18 protein-coding genes and 1 tRNA gene are annotated in these 24,998 nt (G+C 57.3%); 9 read left to right on the forward strand and 10 right to left on the reverse strand.

Annotated features, from left to right (window positions below; all coding sequences use genetic code 11):
- Positions 1-3 precede the first annotated feature (3 nt).
- Positions 4-771 carry a hypothetical protein gene (locus tag H9S92_RS04805; RefSeq protein ID WP_187465575.1) on the reverse strand — a complete coding sequence of 256 codons (768 nt, stop codon included), beginning with the start codon at positions 769-771 and terminating at the stop codon, positions 4-6.
- A 162-nt stretch (positions 772-933) separates the two neighbouring features.
- A complete protein-coding gene (metK, locus tag H9S92_RS04810) occupies positions 934-2,187 on the reverse strand; it encodes a methionine adenosyltransferase (protein WP_187465576.1) in 1,254 nt (417 codons plus the stop codon).
- A gap of 359 nt (positions 2,188-2,546) precedes the next feature.
- Here metK and manA point away from each other — a divergent pair, with 359 nt between their 5' ends.
- Complete coding sequence (gene manA / locus H9S92_RS04815; protein WP_187465577.1) at positions 2,547-3,761, forward strand: mannose-6-phosphate isomerase, class I; 1,215 nt, start codon at positions 2,547-2,549, stop codon at positions 3,759-3,761.
- Positions 3,762-3,801: 40 nt separating this feature from the next.
- Here the strand turns inward: manA and H9S92_RS04820 are convergent.
- Positions 3,802-3,886, reverse strand: a tRNA-Ser gene (locus tag H9S92_RS04820).
- 159 nt (positions 3,887-4,045) lie between these two features.
- On the opposite strand from H9S92_RS04820, the gene H9S92_RS04825 reads away from it, so the two are divergent.
- The 3 genes from H9S92_RS04825 (at position 4,046) to H9S92_RS04835 (ending at position 8,540) form a co-directional block, all read left to right on the forward strand.
- The gene (locus H9S92_RS04825) at positions 4,046-5,125 is read left to right on the forward strand and encodes a DUF547 domain-containing protein (protein ID WP_187465578.1); all 1,080 of its coding nucleotides are present in this window, start codon (positions 4,046-4,048) and stop codon (positions 5,123-5,125) included.
- A 177-nt stretch (positions 5,126-5,302) separates the two neighbouring features.
- The gene (locus H9S92_RS04830; protein ID WP_222935979.1) at positions 5,303-7,840 is read left to right on the forward strand and encodes a glycoside hydrolase family 31 protein; all 2,538 of its coding nucleotides are present in this window, start codon (positions 5,303-5,305) and stop codon (positions 7,838-7,840) included.
- Between the two features lie 100 nt (positions 7,841-7,940).
- Positions 7,941-8,540 carry a riboflavin synthase gene (locus H9S92_RS04835; protein WP_187465579.1) on the forward strand — a complete coding sequence of 200 codons (600 nt, stop codon included), beginning with the start codon at positions 7,941-7,943 and terminating at the stop codon, positions 8,538-8,540.
- A 114-nt stretch (positions 8,541-8,654) separates the two neighbouring features.
- Here H9S92_RS04835 and H9S92_RS04840 read toward each other — a convergent pair whose 3' ends face one another.
- Positions 8,655-12,125, reverse strand: coding sequence for a ThuA domain-containing protein (locus tag H9S92_RS04840; protein ID WP_187465580.1), 3,471 nt, complete (start codon positions 12,123-12,125; stop codon positions 8,655-8,657).
- Between the two features lie 135 nt (positions 12,126-12,260).
- Here H9S92_RS04840 and H9S92_RS04845 point away from each other — a divergent pair, with 135 nt between their 5' ends.
- From H9S92_RS04845 to H9S92_RS22635, 4 genes are all read left to right on the forward strand, one after another.
- A complete protein-coding gene (locus H9S92_RS04845) occupies positions 12,261-13,007 on the forward strand; it encodes an NUDIX hydrolase (protein WP_187465581.1) in 747 nt (248 codons plus the stop codon).
- A gap of 54 nt (positions 13,008-13,061) precedes the next feature.
- The gene (locus tag H9S92_RS22190; RefSeq protein ID WP_187465582.1) at positions 13,062-15,173 is read left to right on the forward strand and encodes a serine hydrolase; all 2,112 of its coding nucleotides are present in this window, start codon (positions 13,062-13,064) and stop codon (positions 15,171-15,173) included.
- Between the two features lie 290 nt (positions 15,174-15,463).
- Complete coding sequence (locus H9S92_RS04855) at positions 15,464-16,519, forward strand: alpha/beta hydrolase (protein WP_222935980.1); 1,056 nt, start codon at positions 15,464-15,466, stop codon at positions 16,517-16,519.
- Between the two features lie 223 nt (positions 16,520-16,742).
- Entirely contained in the window at positions 16,743-16,979 is a 237-nt protein-coding gene (locus H9S92_RS22635) for a T9SS type A sorting domain-containing protein (RefSeq protein WP_187465583.1), read from the forward strand.
- A 55-nt stretch (positions 16,980-17,034) separates the two neighbouring features.
- Here H9S92_RS22635 and rimM read toward each other — a convergent pair whose 3' ends face one another.
- The 4 genes from rimM to H9S92_RS04880 all read right to left on the reverse strand — a co-directional run bounded on the left by rimM (position 17,035) and on the right by H9S92_RS04880 (position 20,782).
- Positions 17,035-17,544 carry a ribosome maturation factor RimM gene (gene rimM / locus H9S92_RS04865; RefSeq protein ID WP_187465584.1) on the reverse strand — a complete coding sequence of 170 codons (510 nt, stop codon included), beginning with the start codon at positions 17,542-17,544 and terminating at the stop codon, positions 17,035-17,037.
- A gap of 19 nt (positions 17,545-17,563) precedes the next feature.
- Positions 17,564-18,337 carry a hypothetical protein gene (locus H9S92_RS04870; RefSeq protein WP_187465585.1) on the reverse strand — a complete coding sequence of 258 codons (774 nt, stop codon included), beginning with the start codon at positions 18,335-18,337 and terminating at the stop codon, positions 17,564-17,566.
- 80 nt (positions 18,338-18,417) lie between these two features.
- Positions 18,418-19,854: a TlpA family protein disulfide reductase gene (locus H9S92_RS04875; RefSeq protein WP_187465586.1), complete on the reverse strand. Its 1,437-nt coding sequence runs from the start codon at positions 19,852-19,854 to the stop codon at positions 18,418-18,420.
- Positions 19,855-20,140: 286 nt separating this feature from the next.
- Positions 20,141-20,782, reverse strand: a complete 642-nt coding sequence (locus H9S92_RS04880; RefSeq protein WP_187465587.1) for a DUF4291 domain-containing protein — start codon at positions 20,780-20,782, stop codon at positions 20,141-20,143.
- A gap of 495 nt (positions 20,783-21,277) precedes the next feature.
- Between H9S92_RS04880 and H9S92_RS04885 the strand changes: the two genes are divergently transcribed.
- Entirely contained in the window at positions 21,278-21,910 is a 633-nt protein-coding gene (locus H9S92_RS04885) for a hypothetical protein (protein WP_187465588.1), read from the forward strand.
- Between the two features lie 49 nt (positions 21,911-21,959).
- On the opposite strand, the gene H9S92_RS04890 is transcribed toward H9S92_RS04885, so the two are convergent.
- Positions 21,960-23,603 (reverse strand): hypothetical protein, encoded by a 1,644-nt coding sequence (locus H9S92_RS04890; protein WP_187465589.1) that lies wholly within the window; start codon positions 23,601-23,603, stop codon positions 21,960-21,962.
- Between the two features lie 229 nt (positions 23,604-23,832).
- Positions 23,833-24,837, reverse strand: a complete 1,005-nt coding sequence (ahr, locus tag H9S92_RS04895; RefSeq protein ID WP_187465590.1) for an NADPH-dependent aldehyde reductase Ahr — start codon at positions 24,835-24,837, stop codon at positions 23,833-23,835.
- Between the last annotated feature and the right edge of the window lie 161 nt (positions 24,838-24,998).

Consider the following 24,998-nt stretch of genomic DNA (forward strand, 5'->3'; position numbering starts at 1 on the left):
GGTTTACTTGAATTTCACTTCGCCGCTCAGTGCATTGACCAACGCCTGGGGCTTGTCCATCAGGTCCAGAAAGGGAATGACCTGGGTAAGGGTTTTGCCCTCCACGGTGTGGCCCGGGAAGCCCTTCACTTTTTTCACCTTGCCCGGAAGCTCCAGCGTGTAGATGATCGATGCATCGCTGAACATCTGCTTCATCATCTCGGCGCCCTCTTCACCCAGGTCGGAATTGGCCATGGGGTTAACGAAGTCGGGAGAAACACTGCTCGTACAGGTGAATTTTTTTCCCTGGAGGGTATAGCTGCTCAGCATGCCATCCTGGCCACCAAAACCGGCCATGGGGTTTTCTTCTTCGGGCTTGTTGGCCTTGGCCATCAACGCGTTGAACTGCGCAATTTGCGCAACATCGTCGAAGGCAAAGAAGGTCTTCACGTAGCCCACCCCTTCCTCGAAGTTGATGTACATGCGCCCGTTTGCACGCCCCACCAAATCGCGTTCGCCGGCCGACCAGTCCGGGTTCAACGGCCCCAATTGGTCCAGCATCACCCAGGTAGAATCAACGGATTGCTCACCTTCCGGCTTACCATTTTTGGCCATTTCCTCTTCCATCGCCATTTTGAAGAAGGGATTACTGATCATCTCTCCCAGGTCAACCGTAGCAACCTGCTCGCCGGAACCGTCCGCCCGCAAGGTCACCTTGTTTTCAATGGTCAAACAAGCAGAAAGCATAGCGGCCGTGACAATGGCCAGCAGGAAAAGGAGTGGACGACGCATGATGATTGGTTTAAAGTACGTAAGAAGCGCTAAGCTACGGCACTTTAAACCGTCTTTCGCCCAGCAAGGTGAAGGTTCTGCCCAACGGGGCATAACGGACGACGCAACATGGCCCCGGAGTGACCAACGGCCACCCCGGGGCAAATAATCTTTCCGCTGGATTTACAGCCCAAAGGCCGTCTTGACCTTTTTAACGTAATCGAGCTTTTCCCAGGTGAAAGTCTCCACTTTAACGGTCTTGGTTTTACCGGAACCGTCGCGGAAGGTCAGTTTTTTCGTTTCCGGCTCCCGGCCCATGTGGCCGTAGGCGGCGGTATCGGAGTAGATGGGATTGCGCAGCTTGAGGCGTTTCTCAATCGCGTAGGGGCGCATATCGAACAGCTCCATGACCTTTTCGGCGATCTGGGCATCGCTCAGGTCTACCTTTGCCGAGCCATTCGTGTTGACGTAAATGTTGGTGGGCTTGGCCACGCCGATGGCGTAGCTGACTTGTACAAGCATCTCACCGGCAACCCCGGCGGCCACCAGGTTTTTGGCGATGTGCCGCGTGGCGTAGGCCGCCGAACGGTCTACCTTGCTGGGGTCTTTGCCCGAAAACGCCCCGCCGCCGTGGGCTCCCTTACCACCGTAGGTGTCTACGATGATCTTGCGGCCCGTCAGGCCCGTGTCGCCGTGCGGTCCGCCAATGACGAACTTGCCCGTGGGGTTGACGTGGTAGGTGATGCCGTCAGTAAACAGGCTCCGCAGGCTCTTCTTCAGGCCCTTGCGCACGCGGGGGATGACGATTTTGATGACGTCCTCACGGATGCGCTCCAGCATTTTTTTGTCCTTGTCGAATTCGTCGTGCTGGGTGGAAACAACGATGGAATCGATGCGGATCGGCTGGTGGTTGTCGTCGTACTCGATGGTGACCTGGCTCTTGGAGTCGGGGCGCAGATACTTCATTTTCTTGCCTTCCTTGCGGATGGCGGCCAGCTCCCGGAGAATCCGGTGGCTCAGGTCCAGGGCCAGCGGCATGTAGTTGTCGGTTTCGTCGGTAGCGTAGCCGAACATCATCCCTTGGTCGCCCGCCCCCTGGTCTTCCGCCTCGGCACGCTCTACACCCTGGTTGATGTCGGGGCTCTGCTCGTGGATAGCCGAAAGTACGCCGCAGGAGTTGGCCTCGAACATGTACTCACTCTTGGTGTAACCGATCCGGCGGATCACGTCGCGCGCCAGCTGCTGTACGTCCAGGTACGTGCTCGATTTTACCTCGCCAGCCAGCACCACCTGGCCGGTCGTTACGAGGGTTTCGCAGGCGACTTTAGAACTGGGGTCAAAGGCCAGGAAGTGGTCGACCAGGTTATCGCTGATTTGGTCAGCTACTTTATCGGGGTGCCCTTCGGAGACGGACTCGGAGGTAAACAGGTATGGCATTTGGTTATTTTTTACGGGGCGCTAAGGTAGCTTGACCGACAATAGTATGGTAGTCAGCGGGCAATTTAGTACCCCACCGGACGGGCTTTAGCGCTAAATCAGCGTTTTGCGGCCCCTTTTCCTTTTGGGCGCGGCCGCAGGTGCCAGGAAGAGTGCGCGAGCAAGCGAAGGAGCGAGTCACCTCCCTTCCAGTCGTCCCCCCCCCTCCCGACCCCGGAGGGGTCCAACCTCAATAACCCCGGATAAGGGCGCGAAGCGTCCGCAATCCGGGGTACTGCGCGAAGCGTCCGCAAGCCAACCTAAACTAAAAACCTCCACAACTTACCTTTACCACGAATAAAAGCCGCATACCTATCCATATGCCCAAACAACCCACCGCCATCGAAGGCATTCTCCAATCTTACGCCTGGGGCGGCACCCAGTTTCTGGCTGAGTTCCTGCAACAGCCCAACCCCTCGCAAGGTCCCCAGGCCGAACTCTGGCTGGGTGCCCATCCCAAAGGCCCCGCCAAAGTGGTGGGTAGTGAAACTACGCTGGACGTCCTGATCGACGAAAACCCCCAACAAATGCTCGGCCCCACAGTAGCCGCGCGCTTTTCCGCGACCCTACCCTTCCTGTTTAAGGTGCTCGACGTACGGGAAATGCTCTCCATCCAAATCCACCCCACCAAAGCCGCCGCTGAGGCTGGTTTTGCCCGCGAAGAAGCCGCCGGCATCCCCCGTACCGCCGACCACCGCAACTACCGCGACCCCAACCACAAACCCGAACTCGGCGTTGCCCTCACCGACTTTTACCTGCTCCACGGCTTTCGCAACCCCGACGAAATTCGCCAAACCCTCCAGTCCGTCCCCGGCTGGCAAGCCCTCGAACCTTACCTCCGGCGGGGCATCCCCGAACTCTACCGCTACGTGATGGAAGCCGGGCAGGACCGCGTCGATGAACTCCTCCATCCGCTCGCTGGACAACTTCGCAACACAAGCGGCCACGACCGCAGCACGCCCGCCTTCTGGGCCCGCCGCGCCCTGGAACAGTACACCCGGGAGGGCCACTACGACCGCGGCATCTTCAGCATCTACTGGTTCAACATCGTCCACCTGCGGCCGGGCGAAGGCATTTTTCAGGACGCGGGGATTCCCCACGCCTACCTGGCCGGCAGCTGTCTGGAGCTGATGGCCAACAGCGACAACGTCTTGCGCGGCGGCCTAACCCCCAAACACATTGACGTGCCCGAGCTGCTGGCCCACATCGACTGCTCCGCCGTAACCCCGCAAATTCTGCAACCCGCGCCCGGGCCAGGTGATTGGAAGCACTACCCCACTCCCGCGCCAGATTTTTCCCTCTCCCTCCAGGATGCCACCGCAGGAGACAGGGTCACGGCAGACTGCCCGTTGGGACCGGCCATTTTGCTGCTGCTCGACGGGCAAGTGAAGCACGAAGCCAGCGGCCTCCAGCTCCACACCCGGCAGCGTGCCGCGTTTTTACCCGCCGGCGAAAGTTATTCCTTTGAAGTCACGGCGGATTGCCGGGTTTACCTGGCCGCCGTAGGGGAAATGCCCCGGCTACCAAAGCAATGAGCCCGGCCGTAAAACGACGCGGGCTCACTAAAAATGGTTGCGGAGGAAGAGGGATTCGAACCCCCGGTACCTTTCAGTACGTCGGTTTTCAAGACCGGTGCATTAAACCGCTCTGCCATTCCTCCGTTAACGGGGCGCAAAGATATACTACGGCCCGATTCCGAACAAGCACCTGCGGCAAAGAAGTTGCAAAATCATTTGCCGCTTGCCGACGAATCGCGTTGGACCAGCAAACTTCGGACCCGGTGGCGGACGTTGAAGACAGTAACATTAGTTCAATTACCATGCTCTTCCTACGCTTTTTCGCTGTCTTAGTCCTCGCCATCTGCTTATTCACCTGCCAGGGGCCAAATCCGCCGGACTCCGTCGTGGACAGCAGTACCCCCGGCAGCAGCGTAGAAAATATGCCCGGCGATACCCCCGAAATTGTCACGGCTCAGGATCAGATCGCCGATACCCGCAACGACGATCCATCCACCGTAGCGCCAGAAAAATTGCCCGCCCCCGTCGCCAAAACAGCGGCTAAGACCGGGCAAGCGCCGTCGCCAGCCATTCAGGAAACTGCGGGAAGTAAGTCCCCAAAAGCCGAAGAAAAGCCGACGCCGGCCCCGTCCACCCCAGCTCCTTCGTCCACACTCCCCCCTTCGGGGGGTCGGGGGGGAGCACCTGCGTCCAGCGCCCCCGAAAGCACGGCCCCACCAGCCCCCATGTCCCCTGAGATCCCCAGCCACGCACCCTGGAACACGCTCCTGCAAGCCCACGTCAGCGACGCTGGCGTGGTGAACTACGCGGCCCTGAAAAAGCAGGAAAGTCAGCTCGATGCCTACCTGGCCAGCCTCGCCGCTAACGCGCCCACGAGCGAATGGCCCCGCAAAGCCGCCATGGCCTACTGGATCAACGCCTACAACGCCTACACCGTAAAACTGATCCTCAAAAACTACCCCGTACAGAAAATAACGGACCTCGACGGCGGCGATCCCTGGAAGGTGAAGTGGATCACCCTGGACGGCAAAAGCTACAGCCTCAACAACATCGAACACGATATTTTGCGCCCCAAATACCAGGACGCCCGCATCCATTTTGCGGTAAACTGCGCCGCCAAGTCCTGCCCGCCGCTGCCCAATCAGGCCTTTACCGCCGATAACCTCGAGAGCATGCTGCAGGCCAACGCCCGGAAATTTATCCGCAACGGGCAGTACAACCAAACGAGTGGCGAACAAATCATGGTCTCCAAAATCTTCGATTGGTACCAGGAAGACTTCGGCGATCTGCGCAGCTACCTCAACAAATACCTGGCCAGCCCCCTGCCCGAGGGCACCGACATTCGCTTCAAGGACTACGACTGGTCATTGAACGGCAAGTAATTTTTTGGGCGCGGCCGCAGGTGCGCACTCAAGGCACGGAGCAAGGCAAGTCGACACGCCGCCGCAGCCAAAAGCGAGGTCGATCTGCCCGATAATGTCCGTTTGCTGGTGGAAAAGGCCAAAGTCTGAACAAGCTTTTGGCATCTTTCCTACCTTGCAGCCCGAAAACTGCCCGCGATGCCCAAAATACCCAAGCTTAAAAAAGCCCCCGTTTTTTCCTACGCCCCCGCCCCCCACCTGGTTTTTGACGGCGACACGGCCAATACGGCCCGCTACGACGATGTCTATCGGGAGCACCAACCGGGCGCAGTTTCGGGCATTACCCCCCTGGGGGCCAACACCTACCGGATAGAAGGTTCGGGAACGCTGGTGCTGCACATTACGGTATGGAGCGAGCGTCTGATCCGCTTCCGCGCGACACTGGGCGCGCCGGGCCGGGACTTCAGCTACGCCCTCGACCCCGCCGCCCGCCCCGGACTGGTGAAAACGACGGTGCTGGAAAACAAAACGGCCTTTACGCTCCAGACCGCAGCGCTGGAAGTAAGTATCTCCAAGGCCGATGGCACGGTCAGCATAACGGACCGCGCAACGGGAACGGTCTTGCACGAGCACAGTTCAGGGCTTTATTTGCGCACTACCCTGCTGGAGGGCATCCAGCAGGTACGTTTGCAGTTCCGGACCAGCGCCGAAGAGGGATTTTACGGCATGGGCGACAAAGCCTGGGACACCGACCTGCAAGGCACCGAATGGTCGAATTATAACGAAGACGCCTTTGCGTTCACCCGCGACCGAAAAACGAACTACCGTTCCATCCCCTTTTTTTACGGCCTGCGCGAAGGCTATGGCTACGGGATTTTTCTGGACAATACCTACCGCAGCCACTTCGACTTCAACAGCCATAAGAACCAGGTGGCTACGGTCTGGGCCGACGGCGGAGAACTGAATTACTACTTCCTGGCCGGACCGGCCCTGGACGACGTTGCAGCGGCCTACCATCAGCTGACGGGGCTTCCAGAGCTGCCGCCGCTGTGGGCCTTGGGTTTCCACCAGTGCCGGTGGAGCTACTATCCGGAAAGCCGCGTGCGGGAGTTGGCCGATACCTTCCGCGCCAAACGCATCCCCTGCGACGCCATTTACCTGGACATCGACTACATGGACGGCTACCGCTGTTTCACCTGGAACCACGATTATTTTCCAGACCCCAAAGGAATGATCCACGACCTGCGTGAACAAGGTTTCCATACGGTGGTGATGATCGATCCGGGCATTCGCGTCGATGAAAACTACTCCGTCTACGCCGCAGGAATGGCCGAAGATGCCTTCTGCAAGCGCGGTTCGGGAGAATTGATGGTGGGCCCGGTGTGGCCCCCGGAATGTGTCTGGCCAGATTACACCAAGGCGAGCGTCCGGTCGTGGTGGGGACAGCTCTACCGCGAACTCTACTGCGAGCAAGGGGTCAGTGGCTTCTGGAACGACATGAACGAGCCGGCGATGTTTAAGGTCAATCGCCTGACCTTCCCCGACGACGTCCGCCACGACTACGACGGTGCACCGACGGACCACCGCAAGGCCCACAACATCTACGGCATGCAAATGACCCGGGCCAGCTACGAGGGCTTGAAGACACTGCAACCAGCCAAGCGTCCTTTCCTCCTCGGCCGGGCCAACTTCAGCGGGGGGCAACGCCACGCAGCCCTGTGGACGGGAGACAACGTAGCCAGCTGGGAACACCTGCAAATTGCCAACCGGCAGTGCATCCGCCTGGCCATCAGCGGGTACAGCATGGTGGGTACCGACATCGGCGGCTTCGTGGACGACCCTAGTCCGGAATTGCTGACGCGGTGGCTGCAGTTGGCCGTTTTTCATCCTTTGATGCGCATCCACAGCATGGGCAATAACGCCGACGGGGCCGCCGAGGTAGAAGCGGAAGAAGTAAAAAAAGCCGAAGCCACCAACCGCCAGGACCAAGAGCCCTGGGTTCACGGCAAAGAGCATACCCGCAACAACCGCAAAGCCATTGAACTGCGCTACGAGCTGCTGCCCTACCTCTACACCAGCTTCCGGCAGCACCTCGTGACGGGCAAGCCAGTCCTGCGGAACCTCTTCTTCCACGACCAACGCGATCCGCTCTGCCGGACCTACAGCGACCAGTTCCTCTTTGGCGAAGACCTTCTGGTCTGTCCTGTCCTGAAAAAAGGCGTCAAGAAAATGGAAGTGTACCTGCCCCGCGGGGAATGGTATGACTTTTGGGAGGGCACCCCGCACCCTGGCCAGCAAATCCTGAAAATCAAAGTCAAGGCCAGCCGTATTCCCATTTTTGTCCGGGCCGGCGCATCCCTGCCCACCGCCGAAGTGGTGCAGAGTACCAGCGAACTCAGTAAGGCCACTACGCTCCACCTCAGCGTTTTTGCGGCTACCACGGGAAGCAGCAAATTTTACTGGGACGCGGGCGAAGGGTACGGCCACGCCGCTGGTCAGTACACCGAGCGCACTTACCAACTGACCCGCCTGGGCAAAAAAACGACCTTGGCGCAGAGCATCCGGGGAGATTTCAACGCCAGCTTCCAAACCATTCAGGTGCGCTTTCTGGGCCTGGAGGAAATCCCGAAGAAAATCCGCGTCGATGGGCACAAGGTTAGCAGTGGAGTTTCCCGGAGTAAGCACGAACTGGTAGTGCAGGTCCCCTTCGATTTTGAAGAAATTGTCTTGGGTTGAGTGAGAAAGCGCGGCCATTAAACTGCTGGCTTTTTGCGCAGCGGTGAACGGCGGTCGGTCTCCGTTGTTATGCTGGCCAACTTATTAATATCATCGCACCATGTTTACGGGCATCATTGAGGCTACGGCCACCATCACGCAGATTGTGCGCGAGCAGGACAATTACCACTTCACCCTTGCTTCGCCGATCAGTGATCAGCTGAAGATCGACCAGAGCCTGGCCCACGACGGGGTATGCCTGACGGTGGTGGCCCTGGAGCCGGGGATGCACACCGTAACGGCGATCCGCGAGACGATGGACCGGACGCGGCTGGGCGAATGGGCCGTGGGCGACCGGGTAAACCTGGAACGGGCCATGCAGGCGGGTGCGCGGCTGGATGGTCACATCGTGCAGGGCCACGTCGATGGCCTGGGTGAGTGCCTGGCGGTGGAAGAGGCAGGCGGCAGCTGGTACTACCAATTCCGGTACTACCCCTCCCCCGAAAATCTATTGGTGGATAAGGGCAGTGTTTGCATCAACGGGGTATCGTTGACGGTAGTGGAACCGGTGGAGGATACCTTCCGGGTGGCGATAATTCCCTACACCTACGAGCACACCAATTTTCAGGCCCTCCGCCCCGGTAACAAAGTAAACCTGGAGTTTGACATCATCGGCAAGTACATTGCGCGACAGCTGTTGGCCTACACCCGGCGGGATTAAGGGCGCGCCCGCGGGTGGCCACAGTTTTCGCCCGCGCAGAATTTCCCTCCGGACCCAATCGGCGAAAAATCCCTTGCGGGCGAATGTCGTGACAAAGGCATCGATCGGGGAAAACTAGCGGCTCAGTTTTTGGTCCAATTGGACCATTACCCCCATCACTACCATGATTACGCCGTCTGCGCCATCGGGGCTTTTGAAGACGAAGTAGAGATCGTGTTGATCGGTTGGGGAAGTACCCGTGGGCAGAGTAAGGGGAACGGTCAGCAGTGGCGGAGCGGCAGCGGATTGGCCGGGCATCTGGTCGGTAGTCTTCAGAAGTGGCGACGTGCCCAGGAGGGGTCCGTCTGGTGTATCGAGGTGGAGTTCTACGGTTCCTCCTACGGCGTTGATCATGGGGACGGGCGCCGATGCAACGAGCGAAATGGCACTGATGCCGGCCAGGCTGACGTCGGAGAGCAAGGCGTAGGCACCGGATTTTTCGGGGAGCAGGAGATTACGGCCGCCGAAGGAGAGCTTACGCACGTCCTGGTAGGCCGTAAAGCTGTGGGGGTTGATGTTGGCATTACGGAGCACCAAAGTTTTCTCGGCACCGAGGGCGGGAAGTCCGTCCGTACCGCGATCGAGGTAGGCGGCCCGCAGGATAAAGACGCCCATACCGGGGTCGCCTTCGGGCAAGGTGGGCAAATAGCTGCCTTTGAGGGGCAGGGCGGCCTGGTCGGATTTTTTGGCCAGACTGAGGATGTACTGTACCATTTCCACGGCGTCGCTGGTGGCCAGTTCGGGGTGGGCAGCCATGGCGGTTTCGCCCCAGACGCCGCTGCCGCCGGCAATGATCTTGCCCGTCAGGTATTCTTCGGCGTTGGCGTCTCCGGCGTAGCGGGTGGCGATCTCGGTGTAATTGGGGCCGATGGATTTTTCGGCTACCTTATGGCAGGAGATGCAGTCATTTTCTCCGATGAGCACTGCTCCTTTACTCAACTTTGCACCTGCGTCCGCGCCCCGGTGGCCCTGCTCGATGATGACTTTGTCGTAGCCCTCGGCAAGATAATCGATGCTGAAGGCAACCTGGCTGGCGGCGATACCGGCGTCCAGTTTACCGTCTTCGGCGTCCGTCACCTGCACGTCGTAGAGGATGGGTTGCCCCGGGACGAAGAAGGAGGCGTTGCCGTTGGGTAGCGTCAGGTCAACGATGGGTTTTTCGTTACCGACGACGATCTCGAGGGCCTGGGTAACCTGGCCGCCGTTGCCGTCGTCTACCGTGAGTTCGGCTTTGTAGACCCCTTTTTCCGTCAGCGTGAGTGCCGCCTCTTCGGTCGTGAAATGTTGTTTGAATCCGGCGTCGTTGCTGATGTTCCAGGTAAACTTCAGTTCGTCGTTGTCGGGGTCGGAGGTACCGCCAGCGTTAAGTTCCAAAGCCAGGGGTGCGGAGCCGCCGGCGGTGTTGGCGATGAGTTCCACTTTGGGCGGGCGGTTGCCGGCGTTGTAGCTGATGCGGACCAGGCGGGCGTCGTCGTTTTGGGTGAACCATCCGGTGCCGTACTCGAGCATAAAAAGATCGCCGTTGGCGGCGAAGACCATATCCATGGGGTTGCTGAAGGTATAGCTGGGCATGAAGCGGTCCATGGACAGCAAATTGCCCTCGGCGTCCATTTTTACGGCGTAGATGATGCCGCGCATCCATTCGTAGGCCAGGAGTTTGCCATCGTAGTAGGCGGGAAAGGGGCGTTCGGCGTTAGCAAAATCGCTTTGGTAATAGACGGGGCCAGCCATGGCGTTGCGGCCACCGCTGCCCAGAAGGGGGAACTCCGGAGAAGCGCCGTAGGGATACCAGACGAACGCGGGCTGGGCGGGGGGGAGCTCTTGTAGTCCGGTGTTATTCGGCGAGGTATTGGTGGGAGCGGCGGCGTCCCACTTTGGGAGAGATTTCTCGTTGGCGAAGTCGTACTTATGGTAGGCTTTGTTGTCGCCAACGAAGTGGGGCCAGCCGAAGTTGCCGGCGCTGCGGGCCTGGCCGACTTCGTCGTGGCCAGCGGGGCCGCGCTCGGGGTTGGGTTCATTGGCATCGGGGCCGACGTCTCCCCAGTACACGTAGCCCGTTTTCTGGTCTACGGAAATCCGGAAAGGATTGCGGTGGCCCATGGTATAGATTTCGGGGCGGGTATTGGCGGTGCCGGCGGGGAATAGGTTGCCCTCAGGGATGGTGTAGCTGCCGTCGGCCTCGGGGTGGATGCGGAGGATTTTGCCGCGCAGGTCGTTGGTATTGGCCGAAGATTTCTGGGCGTCCCAGGCGCTGCGCCCGGGGCGTTCGTCACTGGGGCTGTAGCCGTTGGAGCCGTGGGGGTTGGTATTATCCCCGGTAGAAAGGTAGAGGTTGCCCGCCGCGTCCCAGTCGATGGACCCTCCAGTGTGGCAACACTGCTCGCGCTGTACGCCAATTTCGAGCATGATTTTTTCGGAGTCCAGCAGCAATTCATCACCGTTCATTTCGAAGCGGGAAAGGCGGTTGACGGCGGTATCGACCGGAGAGTAGAACAGGTAAATCCAGTGGTTTTCGGCGAAGTTGGGGTCTTTGTTGAGGCCCAGCAAGCCGTCTTCGGCAACGGATTCTTTACCGTCTTTGTCCACGTACTTCAGGCTGACGGGCAGGTTGGCAATTGTTTTGAGTTCGGCAGTGGCCAGGTTGTACAGCCGCACTTCGCCTTTGCGCTGGATGAAGAGGATGCGTTCTTCGTCCAGCAGCGTCAATTCCATGGGTTCGTCAAGCTTATCGGCCAGGACTTCTTTGGAGAAGCGATTTTCTTCTGGCCGGGACTTCTCGTAGTCGAGTGGCGCGGGATCATCTCCACCCATGGCGTAATTGATGCCCGCCCAAAGGTGATCGAGGAAAAGGGGCTCGGAGTAGGTCTCATCGGTGTGGCCCATGGCAGTGTAGAACGAGCGACCGCCGTCAAATTCCTGGTACCAGCTCATGGGGTGAAAATCGGGGTTGCTGCCGCCAACGTAGCTTTCGTTGTCGATTTCGAGCACCGGATGGATGTGCTTCGAAATGTTGCGGAAGGCGTAGAACTCGTCCGTCCGCTTAAAGGTATCGGGCATGCCCTGGGTTGCCCAGTGGTCTTTTTCGAGGACGTGGAAGGTGCCCTCCTGTAAGTTGCTCGGGGTGCTGGGGTGGTCGAGAAAGTATGCGCCGGCCAGCTGACCGTACCAAGGCCAGTCGTATTCCGTATCGGTGGCAGCGTGTACGCCCACGTAGCCGCCGCCGGCCTGGATAAAGCGCTCGAAGGCGATCTGCTGGGCGGGGTTGAGGACGTCTCCGGTAGTATTGAGGAAGACCACGGCGCGGTAGTTGCGCAGGTTGTTATCGGTAAACAAGTCGGCATCCTCGGTGAAGGTGGCCGTGAAGCCCTTTTCCTCCGCCATTTTGGTCAGTGCGGCTACACCAGCGGCAATGGAAGTGTGGCGAAAGCCCTCCGTCTTGCTGAAGACGAGCAGCTGGGCCGGGCCCGGCGTGGGCTGGCAGGAGCCGAAGCTGAGCAGAAGGACGGCCAGCAGGCCAATGCTGAGGAAAAAGGAAGATGCCTTCATGGACGGAGTAAACTTGAATGATCGAAGGCAAAGCTAAGGGGAATAATCGGTTATTGTATAAAAAAAATACAATAGCCACAACTTTGCCTTACCTTAGCACCGGTCAACGCCTGGGTTCAGGCTTAAATCAGAACTATGCAAGACGGCCCACGCTTCCGGCTGCCGGAAAAGGAGGGGTTTATTGAGCAGCTTTCCATCGACTGCGTCATCTTCGGCTACCGCGACCGAAGTCTGCACGTATTGGTGCCCAAACTGAATTTCCGCGGGGGGCTTTCGACGCTGCCGGGAGGATTTGTACGGCAGGACGAAAGCATCGACGAGGCTGCTCTCAACATCCTGAAGGGGCGCACGGGCATTGAAAAGATTTACCTGGAGCAGTTTCAGGTTTTCGGTGATCTGGAACGTTCCACCGGACCGTTCATGCGCGACATCGTTCGGGAAAACGCGGAGCGGCACGGTGAAAATGCGGGAGAAGTAGCCTGGTTGACGCGCCGCTTTGTGTCCATTGGCTACTACGCGCTGGTTAATATCGCCAAAGTGGTGCCGGTAAAAAGTGAGATTGACGACTCGATTGACTGGCATCCGCTGGAAGCCTTGCCCGCTATGGTGATGGACCACAACAAGATCGTAGCCGAGGCGCTCAAAGCCCTGCGCAACGACCTGGACCGCAAGCTCATCGGGTTTAATCTCCTGCCCGAGCGTTTCACCATGCAAGAGCTGCGGGAGTTGTACGAGACGGTCTACGACCGGGCCTTTACGCGCAGCAATTTCCAGCGGCGGATACTCGACCTGGGGGTACTGGAGCGGTTGGAAAAGAAATTTACCGGCGCGGCCAACAAGGCGCCCTACCTCTACCGCTTCATTTTGCCGGATCAGGGCTAATTTTACCAGTGACTCAACGACATGCATATGCCTACTTTTCAAAAAATTGCCTGTATGGGCATCCTCTTGGCCAGCCTGGTCTTTAGCGCCTGCGGGGATGCCCCGGACGGCTCCGTTGCGGAGCAGAACCCCGCAGTTGAACAAGGCAAGGCAGCCGAACCTCGGTATTCGCTCGGGCAGTGGTCTTTTCACCGCGAGCACTTCTCGGGGGACATGAACACCTTCGACTTCATCGCCGCGGCCGACGAGATGGGTTTTGCGGGCGTGGAGTACGTCAGCCAGTTTTTCCAGGACCAGGTTGAAAATACGGCCTTTCTGGATAGTCTGCGCCAGGCCTCTGAGGCGGCGGGCCTGGAAAATGTGATGATCCTGGTAGATGGGGCTGGCAATTTAGGTAGTTCGGATCCTGCTGAACGGAGTCGTTCCATTGCCGTACACCTGCAGTGGGCGCGCGCGGCGCAGCGGATTGGGAGTCCGGCCATCCGCGTCAATGCCCACGGCGATGGCACTCCTGCGGAGATCAAGGCCGCCTGCCTGGAGTCCATCGCTCAACTGGCACGCGAAGCCCGCGAGTTGGGCATCCGGATTGTCATTGAGAACCACGGCGGCATTTCCAACAACGGTGCCTGGCTGGCCGACCTCGTGGAGCAATTGAAAGACTACGAAGTGGGCAGTTTGGCCGACTTCGACAACTGGTGCATCGCCCGGGAAAACGGGGAACTCTGGGGAGCGCCCTGCGTGGAGGAATACAACCGCTACCAGGGAATGCTGGAACTCATTCCCTACGCGGCGTCCGTGAGCGTAAAAGCCTTCAACTTCGACGCGGCGGGCGAGGAGCCGAGCATGGACTACGCCGTACTTTTCGACATCCTGCACGCCCGGGACTACAATGGCTGGCTGGGCATAGAATACGAGGGCGATAAACTGCCCTCCCGAGAAGGCATTGAAAACACCTTGGCGCTGGCGAAAAAACACTGGCCTCGGCAGCCCGTCATCACGCCAGCGGCGGTGGCGCGTTTGGACAGTACGCTGGAAGCCTTCGTTGCACCCGGCGGCGTAGCGGGCATCTCGGCGTTGATCTACGAAAAAGGCGAAGAGGTTTACTTCAAGGCCGCGGGCGACGCCGATCGGGCGGGCAAGGTGCCGATGGCGCGCAACACCATTGCCCAGATTTATTCCATGACCAAGCCACTGACGGCTACGGCGCTGATGCAGTTGTACGAGGCGGGTAAATTCTCCCTGGACGACCCCGTTGCGCAGTACATCCCCGAGCTGGCCAACGTGCGGGTGTACGCCGGAGTAGACGCGGCGGGAAAGGTAAAGACCGAAGCGCCCAAGCGGCCGATGACCATCCGCGATCTCACCCGCCACACGGCAGGTTTTTACAACGGTGGCGACCACCCGGCGCTGAAGCCCATCTGGGAGGCGGCCGACACGCGGAATTATACGCATACCCTGACGGGGCTGGCGGAAAAACTGGCGAGCATCCCGTTGCTTTTCCATCCCGGGGAACAGTGGGAATACGGTCCTGCGGTAGACGTGCAGGCGTTGCTGGTAGAGCGGATCGCGGGCGTACCGTTTGACGAATACCTCCGCACCAAAGTCCTGGATCCGCTGGGGATGCAAGAAACCCGCTACTTCGTGCCGGAGGAAGACCGCGCCAGAATGTCCTCCGCCTACCAGCGCGCCGCCGATGGCACTTTGGTGCAGATGCCCGACGCGGAGGCCCATGCCTTTAACATCAATGCACAGGTTTTCACGCCCGGAGGTTTTGGCCTGACGTCTACGCTCGACGATTACATGACCTTTGCACGGATGTTGGTTAACGGCGGTTCGCTCAACGGTAAGCAAATTCTTAAGCCGGAGACGGTTCAGTTGATGGCCACCAACCATCTGGCCGATTCCGTCACCCAGCGCATCTGGCTGCCCAGCAAAGGACAAGTGGGCTTTGGTATCGACTTTGCCGTGCGGATGCGTCCGCCGGTTGATGCACAGGAAAACCCCGGCAGCGTAGGCGAATTTTTCTGGGACGGTGCCGCCAGTACCCTGTTCTGGGTAGACCCCGCCAACGACCTCACGGCCGTTCTCTTTGTCCAGCTTTTCCCCTACGACCAGATTGGGCTGCACCGGGGGTTTCGGGCGGCGGTTTATGGGGCCAATGAGTGAATGCGTGAATGGGGCCAATGAGTGAATGCGCGAATGCGTGAATGGGCTACCGCACGGGACAGACGTGGCATTCATTTATTCATTTATTCATTCACGCATTCACTCATTCACGCATTCACGCATTCACTCATTCACGCATTAGCTACGCTGCTGCCTACGGCGGTCAATTATTCAATTATTCACTCACAGCACCCCACGGCGGTCATTCACACATTCGCACATTCACGCATTCACTCACTGCTCCTTCAACTCAACCTTTCACCTGCGTCCGCGCAAAAAATAAAAAAACCATGATGATGATAAAGCGAATTTTTCAAATATTTCCCATTGCCCTTTTGCTGCTCAACTGCGGCACCAGTATGAAGCAAACGGGAGCGAACGGCAGCCAGGCGGCCATGAAAAGCCATACTTTCACGAAGGTGGCGGACGTAAAATGGGCGGCACCGCGCGGCTTTGACCTGACGATGGACATTTACACGCCGGATACCAAAAAGCGCAGTTATCCCGTGATTATTATGTACCACGGCGGGGGCTGGCTGATCAATAATAAAAGCATCATGGACGAGGGGGCGGCCTATTTGGCGAGCCACGGAGAATACATCGTTTGCAACGTAAATTACCGCTTGCTGGGTGATCTGGAAAATACGGTGACGATGGACGAAATCGTCAGCGACGCCCTCGGGGCCCGGCTGTGGGTGCGGGAAAATATCGCCAAATACGGTGGTGACCCGAAGCGCATTATTGTGACCGGAGACAGCGCAGGCGGGCACCTGGCTACGATGGTGGCCACGCAGGGACACCGCATGGCCGAAGATGGCGATTTTAATCCACCCAACTATACTTTCCGCCCCAGCTACCTCCCCGCCGACGGCATCAAAGCAAGTGATGCAAACGTACAGGCCGCCATCATCAGCTACGGTGCCTTTAATCCCTACGCCGAAGGATCCAACAGCTTTGAAAGTGCGAGCAACATCTTCTGGCAACTGGGCGGTGCCCAACCCCGGGGCATTATGGGCCGCGACTACAACCCCACCGACCACGCCGAACGCTACAAAATGATTTCGCCCATCCACCTGGTTGATGCCGCCACCAGCCGCAACTACCCGCCCATGCTCTTCACCGTGGGTTCGAAAGACAACCTGACGACGCCGGCCTCTATCCAGGCCTACATGGATAAACTGAAAATGGCTGGCCACGATGACCTCACTTACTGGGTCCACGAAGGGCGGCCCCACGCCTTCCTCGATTCGGGCAGCAACGCCTTTCTCGGCATCGAGTTCCAGCGCGACGCCGTACCCGCCCTCAACTACATGCTCGATTACCTCAATGGCCTTTTTTACGCCTAGGGGCGGCTAACAGAACGTTAAAGGTGGGGCCGCAATGGCGAATAATTGGAGTTTTTACAGCACCTTGTGGCATCGTCTTGTGTTAAGAACTGGTAAAGACGCGGGCAACCGCCTGCATTCTGCTTTTTTTGTCCCGCTTTTCAAGGTGGTACCGGCAAAAGCCGAAGCCCGAAAAACCGCGTGTTCTTTATCCCCCTCCTCGTCACCCTGGGCCAGGGCCCGGGTGTTTCCCAACCCCGCCAGCGAACGCTTTAACCTCCAGTTTGAAGCACCCACGGCCGGCGATTACCTCACCCGCCTGGTAGCTCCCGACGGCCGCGTCGTCCGGGAAATCAAACAGACCATCAGCGGTGGCAGCGCCAACGTTCAGTGGAACATCGACGGATTGGCCAGCGGCGTTTACCTCTACCAAGTCAGTGGCAACGCTGGCATCCAGACCGGGAAAGTGGTTATTCGTTAAACGAAGACGGCTCTATCGATCGGTAACGGCGAAGTGCACAGCGTGCGCTTCGCCGTTATTCTTTGCCCAAATCGAGTAGTCCGCCGGGCAGGTCCATTTCCAGGATGCGTTCGCTTTCGTTCAGTCCCGTAATCAGGTCTTCGTGCAGAGGAATCAGGATGGTCTTTCCCTCGTGATCCAGTTCCGCCAGGTAATGCTGTGGATAGTCGATGATGGCATCAATGGGCCCCAGCGGCGGGTACCCTTCCGCGACAATGGTAAAACCGATCAATGCATCGTAGGGCGTATCGGGCTCCGCTTCCCGCTCACTGACCTGGTGGGCGAGGAGCCACAGGGGCTGGTTGCTGAGCAGCTGGATGGCCTCGCGGCTGTCCAGGCCTTCCAATTTGGCGATGATGGATCCTTCGCCCCGTACGTACTCAAGAAAGTGGGGAACGGGAGGATCGCCGATGAGAATGGACTTCGCTTCCAGGAGGTCTTCTTCGTAAAAGTCTTGTACGCGTAGCTTGATTTCCCCGCGCAGGCCGTGGGATTTGCCCGTCCAGCCAATTTCAACAAGATCCATAGTGCAGCTATTGATTGTACTAATCCCGACGCAAGAAGGTTTGGCGCAGGATGAAGCCTTTTTCAGCCTTTTGGTCCCACGGCAGGTCGATGCAGGCCGCCGTATCTCCGCCGCAGCAGACGCGGCACTGGGTATGGCGGGCGTCAATGACCCTTTCGATCAGGCCAATGCCGGGGGCGTAGCGTTCGAAGGCGAAGCGGAGGTCGATGAGGTTATCCGTCTCCGCCTGGGTAACCAAGACGGTTTCCGGAAAGGTAGCGCCGGTGGCGAGGGTGATGGGCTGGCCGACTTCCGTGTAGCGGTAGTCCCAGCCATTGAAAACGTCGAGAAACTCGCCGCCCACGACGATGTCGCGCGAAGCATCAAAGGCCGTATGCCCATCCCAGCGTTGGTCCTGGCGGAGGGGGAAAACCAGTTTGGTAAAAACCAGGTTGTCTTCCTGACGTACGGCGCTAGTGGTGGTCCGGTAAACAGAAAAAGTCTGTACGAAAGTCCAGGGCAGGTTCGAAGATGGCCGCTGCCAGCGCTCGCCCCGGTAGACTTCCCGTCCGTCTGGTGCCAGGCTGACCTCCACCAGGGTTTCGCGGACTTCCCTCCGGCTGGTGTCGTAAACAACGCCTTGCACGGTATTGAACAAGACGATGCTGTCCAGGGCATAGTACACCGGTCGGTTGAGTTCCAGGGGGAAATGGCTGTAGTCGGCAGCCAGATCAGCAGGCACTGCCGTTTCCTCCCGGCAGGAGGCCAGGGCCGAAAGGGCATAAGCCAATAGGAAAATGATCGTCAGGCGCATGAAACAAAGGTAGTGCTTTTGGGGGGCTCACCCATAACGCTCTCCCCTCCGGGAATGATGCGCGCCCGGCCCGCAGTTCCTTATCCGTTCCGTTTTTTGTGGAGGGCAATGGCTTCGGCGAGTTGCTCCACCTTGAGGTTTTTGGCCACAATTTTGCGGTCGGGGCCCAGCAGGTAGAGCTCGGGAGTATTGTCTACGTAATAGGTCTTAAAGATCGAGCGGTTGGTGGGGTCGTACACGTTGGTGAAGGCCCCCATGCCGTAGCGCTGTACGAAGCTCTTCCACTTCCCGGCTTCCGTATCGATGGCAATGGCGTAGATGTCCAGGTCTCCCTTCAGGGTCTGGTAGGCGCTCATCAGTTTGGGCGTTTGCTCGATGCAGTGCTCACATTCGGGGTTGAACATGAAGACGGCGATATAGGGCTTTTTGAGGTCGTAAAGCCGCTTGGGTTGGCCGTCGATGCCGGGAACCGTGATGTCAGGCCCAGCCTGTCCCACCAGGCTGTGGGCCATCTGGTCGGCGCGATCCTGAAGGCCCCACACGGTCATGCTGTCCGACCAAAAGGCGCGGTCGCGGGTGAAGTAGTTCTGGATCATATACACGTGGATGGCCTCGGCGTCCATCACCGTGGATTTACCGGGTTCGTACTCCAGGGTGATCCAGTTGGCAAAGACCTGGAAGAACTCGGGGTGATCGAGGGTTTGGTCGACCAAAAACTTGCTGGCGGCAATGATGGAGTCGGCATTTTGCGGCGTCAGTTCTTTGACGTAGCGCTTGAGTTTGTTGATGATAACGGGGGTGCGCAGGAGACGCTTATCAGAAAAGTCTACTTCCTTCCAGAAGTCGTAGCGGAAGCCGGTCACCTGCGCGGGCTCGTCGAGGCTGCCATCGGGCTTGCGGATATCGCGCAATTGGGGGTTTTGACCGGCCCGTTTGAAGGAAGTAAACAGGGAGTTGGGGGCTTGGGCGTAGAGGGATTGCAGGAAAGTCTGGCGTTGTTCCACCAGTTGGAGGCGCTCCTCCTGCAGTTGGTTGTAGGCCTCGGTACCCGCCTGGGTGGCGCGCAGGGCCTCGCCGATGCGGCGGAATTCGTTCTGCTGGGTGTTCTCGAAGGCCAGGGCCTGGTAGAGCAGGGTGTTGTCGGTGCTGCCCTCCACTTGTATGGTGCCCAGCAGATCGCTGGAGTTGGCCGTCAGGGTAAAGGTTTGGTCGGCATCAATGAGCAGCTGCACACTCGTGCCGTCGGGGTAGTAGGCGTAGTAATGGCCAGGTTCGTAGGGCGTATCCCGCTTGAAAACGGCGACGTTGCCCTCCACTTCCGCGCTGTCGGCCCGGAATTGCTGTTCGAGGTACTGCCCGACGAGCAGTGCGCCCTGGGGGTTGGTCCCCGTTATGTCCAGGCGGATGTTGGGGTTTTCCAGGTCGGTCGCTTGCTGGGCGCTGGCGGCGTTGGAGGAACCACCGTCACCGCAGGCGAAGAGCAGCAAAAGCGTGGGGATAAGTGCAAGGAAACGCATGAGCAGTTGATTTTGGCGACGCAAAGTTAGGGCAATTGGGCCAATAAATTCCTGCGGGCGGGCGGGGGAAAGGTCTTGGGCTGGGTGCTTCCTCCGCTCCCAATCCCTGGCCTTGCACCTGCGGGCGCGCCCTGAATAGCGTGGTTTGAATATGGGCGCGGCCGCAGGTGCCGGGAACGTTGAACGGCGGGGGAAGGGAATAATGGGGGAAAGGGGGAAAGGGGGAAAGGAATAAACCAGGCAAGCGAAAGCTTATTTTGGATCGAAAAACATCCCGGACAATTATTTAAACATCCAAGCCAATTTGCCTTTTTATCTGGTCACTTTGGGGCAAATACACCCATTCTTCGGGGACCTGCACCGATCTGATATGCCCCGTTGCAATGTTCTTTTGTTGCTCTTTCGCAAATGCCGTCAGGTCAATTACCTCTAAAATCATCTCTTTAGCAAATTGCTGCAGCAAATCACCTTTGATGCCCAGTTGTATCGCCTTGCGTTCTTGCTTTTTCCCGAAGATGTCGTGGTCCGGGTCCCACTGCAAACGAACGGGGAGCCTGGTCAGTTCCTCCTTCCATAATTCGGTCGTTTCATATACGTCTTCCTTAAAAGAACTGAAAACACTCTGGCTGAGGATCAAGTCAAAATCCGCTGTATTCATCCAAAGACCCAGTACCCTTTCTTGGTTTTCTTTGGCACACCAACCACAGCGGTACATCATCCACAGAAAGTTAGGTTTTATCCAGGACATCCTCGAATAGCTGTAGGCACTGCCGCCTAAATATTGGTTTTTGATAGCGAAATCGGCAATAGCGTGGTTATAGGCCTGGTATACGAGGATTTGCCCAGCACGTTGGTGGCCCAGAATGTGCCGGCCTGTTTGCGGGACACTTTCCAGATACTGTGGATATGGGATGGTGGTGAATTGCATAGGAGGTAGAAAATTAAAGCATACCGATAGGTTGACCGCGTTGGGGAGATGAAGGAGGACCAAAAATAAAAAATATACCTCAGCAAAAGTACCACCCTATTCCGGCACCACCCTTGCCGACTGCCGCGCCGCCAACTGCCATTTTCGTTTGTTTTTTATCCATACGTTGGTGAAGCGCCGGGGCAGCCACTCTGCCTGGGCAAAATTCAAGGCTCAAGATGGCGCAAGCTAGTGCTTTTTTGACTTTCAAACTCTTGGTACAGATTAAACGACCAGTTTTTTCACTGCAACATATACATCCTTTCAGACAAGCACCTTATCTTGGCACCAGTATATTTATTCAGGAAGCAAATCGCCGCTTACCCATTGCCTATGCACCAGACCTGCACTTGCCCAGCATCGTCTTCCCTAGGACGACGTTCTAGATAACGAAAGCGCAATTGAGATACAGGACAAGGGCAATTGAAAGCGTTAAAAATAAAACATCAACAAACCATGAATTGGCACAAAAAACTACTTTTCCTTTTGTTTGCATCGCTTTTTGCGGGCCCCATTGGCTTACGCGCTCAGGTCAGTGATGAATTTGGAAAATTTCTCGAAGATCATTTCGAGGGCGGAGAAAAAGCATTTTTAAACCAAGTGTATAGCCACATTCGCTATCCCAGGATGGCGCGAGAAAATTGTGGGATTGGTCATTTGCACGTAAGGTTGACACTGAAGGAGACGGGAGGCTTACAGCAAATTGACTTCCTAAATCCTTTCGGCTTTGGGGTTGAAGAAGACGTTACTAATCTTCTTATGAAGACCAACGACGGATGGATCGGGACAGGAGAAAACAAGACCGCAGAGTTTTCTATTTCGTATCAAATAGGAAGCCATCCGAAGTTCACTGGTGATATAACAGTATCAGCGTACAAAGTGGGTAGTCCAGATGAAGCTTCAGGCTGCCCGGAAAGCAGGGAAATATTAGAGAAGATAGCCAAAGCGATTTCCAAGGAAAACTTTAAAAAAGTACGAAAGCTGGCTATGGAATTGCTTCGAAGAGGCGACAAAACGGAAGCGTTTGCAAGGCTCCAGGAAGTTTATGGTGCAGACTTTTCAAAAATGCCGGAGGGCGATGAGGAATGAGCGCGTTGGGCTTTACTTCATGTCAAACCCCAATGCAAACAAAAACATTCTACCATCCCTCCACCCCCGACATCTCCCACATCCCCAAAGCAATCGGAATATTCCCGATGCTGTTCAGTTGATCAAAAAAATCCTTCAGCGTGAAGGGTTTGCCCTCCATTTCCCGGATCCGCGCCAGCTCGGCCAGCGCGTTTTCCATGAGGTATTTGCCAGTGATGTAGCTCGTGCCGTAGCCCGGTTGCCGCAGGTAGAGGTGTTGCTCAAAGAGCAGCAACTCCCGCTCGGTTTTCATCCAGCCGCGCGGGGTGTATTCGGAGTGGATACCGCCTGCTTCCTCCATGGTCAGCTCATTGGCGTGGGCGTAGAGTGAGCCCAGGCCCCGGGCCGCCCGCTGGGCAATCATAATGTAAACGATTTCGCGTACCCGGGGATCATCGTCGTACAAACCCGCCTGCATGAACATCTCCTCCACGGCCGTGGCCATGCCCTCGTTGCGGGAGTCGAAAATGTTGTAAAGGAGGGCACCGCGGCGGACCGGACTGGCGTGCGGCTCCGTATCCATCCGCGCCAACTCGAACCAATGGTAAAAATGGGAATAGAGCGGCCGCTGGTCGTAATGGGCCGTAATCCAGAAGAAGTTGCGTCGCTCGGCGGGAACAAAAGCGCCCAGGTGCTCCCGCAAGGCCGGGGCAAAGTAGTCTTTGACCGTCACGATGTCTTGCTCTTCCAGGAAACGCAGCAGGCTCTCGGCCGCCGCCTCCGCCCTGCTGGCGTAGGCCTCCGGTGTGTCGGCCGCAACGAGCGGCGGCAGCGCCCGGTTGCGGTGCTCCTCCAGCTTGAGCGACGCCCAGGCCCTGGCGAGCTCCCGCTTCAGAATCATCACTTCGTCCTCCCAGGTTAAGGGTACAAGATGGACATTCTGGAGGTACCAGGTATAGTTGTCTTTGCCGATGCCGGAGGGGCCAGTCTTGTTTGCGGCCTCACTTTGCAGCCAACCCACCAGTTCCTCCGTGGCCGCAATGGCGGCATGTACGGCGGTGGCGAGTTCAGCCTCCTGCGCAACACCTTCTTTACCAAGGAGTTCCCGCAAGTCATCGACCTGCCGCTGGATGTCCCGGATGCCAGCCACCCAGAGTTCTTTGGCATTGCCCGTCAGGTTCAGTTGGGCCTGGGCGTTCAGCGGGGGGATCACGCGCAGGTCGCCGAGCAGGCGTTCTTTTTCCGCCGCACTTAGCGGGAAGGTGTAGGTCCACAGTTCCGTAGTGCCGTGGTTGGTGGGGCCTTCGTGAGCGGGCACGTCGCTGCGGTCGGTCCACACCGCCTTGTAGTAGGCCGGGTCGCGAACCCACGGCTGCAGAATGCGCTCGTTAAAATCGTAGCCATTCATTTCTGCCCAAATGAGTTGCCAATCGACCCGCTGGGCCACCGTCCAGCCCACAGTGTCCATCGCCAGCAGGCGGGCCTGGAGTGCCTCGAAGGCCGGGCGGCGCTGCTGGAAAGTTGCGGCGGTGTAGTCGGGGGCACCTTCCCGGAGCGGCGCTTGCTCGAAGGTGCGCCATTCCGCAAAGAGCGTGAGGAGATCCCGGTAGTCGCGGGTCAAGGCGGCCGCCTGGTCCGCTTGAGTACTTGATTGGCCGCAGCTGGCCAGGAGGCCGACCAGCAAGGTTACGAAAAGTGGGCAGAGCAGTCGCATCGGTAGCTATTGGTTTGGCTGGACAAGATATGCCGCCGCTTACACAAGGCCACGAAGGAGCATCAGGCGAGGGAGGCTACTTTTGCAGCGTAGTGTTTTATGCTGGGCGCGGCCGCAGGTGCTGGGGAGGTTGACCTCCGTACTGACACCGTGTTTACCACATTACCCGCAATGTCTCCTTGGTGGGGTGCCCCTGCCAGGCCATCATTTCCCCTACCCGTAGTAATTACTAATTTTTCAAAACGATCCTGAACCTGGCTTTGCCTTCTTCCAGATGTTTTAGCGCTTCATTGACCTTTTCCAGCGGAAATTCCTCCACAGTTGGGTAAATCTCGTGCCTCACACAAAAGTCAAGCATCGTTTTAGTGAGCGCAGGGCTTCCTATTGGACTTCCACCTACTGATTTTTCCCCACTAATTAAACTGAATGCGGGAATCGCCATGGGCTCTAGTACCGCGCCTACGGTGTGCAGTCTTCCTTTCGGAGCTAGTGTTGTGAGGTACGCATTCCAATCCAGGCTCACATTGGTGGTGTTGAGGATGAACTGTAAACTTCCTGCAATCGATGCTAATTCATCGGGTTCCCGGGAATTAATCACTTTGCTTGCACCCATGGCAAGAATCTCCTCTTTTTTATCCGGGTTGGAACTGAATGCAATCACCTCACAGCCCCAATGTTTTAAGAATTTAATCGCCATGTGTCCTAAACCTCCAATTCCAATTACGCCAACAACATCCGTTGGTCTTACACCAGCCAGGATAATTGGGTTAAAGACGGTAATTCCACCGCACAACAAAGGCCCCGCTTTACTCAAATCGATGGCTTCGGGAAGAGGAATGGCCCACGACCAATGCCCACGTACGAAATCGGCAAAACCGCCGTGCCTTCCTACGATGGTAGATTCACTTTTGTTGCATAAGTGGTGGTCTCCTTCCATACATTGCTGACAGCTCATGCAGGAGGCAGACAACCAGCCCAAGCCTACTTTGTCGCCAATTTTCACATTTTTAACAGATTGACCTGCGGCAACGACTTCGCCAATTATTTCGTGGCCAGGCACGAGAGGATATTGCGTCATTCCCCATTCGTTGTTGATCATACTCAAATCAGAATGACAAATACCGCAGTAGGATACTTTGATATCTACTTGTTCTGGCCCTAGTTCACCTAGTTCATACGAGTAAGGTGATAATTTCCCCTTTGGCTCAAGGACCGCGTAAGCATTTACTTTCATTTTTCTTTTTTTTGTTACTAAAATCTTATTCCCACATCAACCCTTCATCTCAATCACCCTTTTCTCCATCCAAAATATCGACCATGCTACACAGATGCCGATCTGGTACATCAGTATAGCGTAAGATAGCCTTGATGTCTTTATGAAAGAATACCTCTGGG

This window comes from Neolewinella lacunae, from assembly GCF_014349155.1.
Classification (GTDB): domain Bacteria; phylum Bacteroidota; class Bacteroidia; order Chitinophagales; family Saprospiraceae; genus Neolewinella; species Neolewinella lacunae.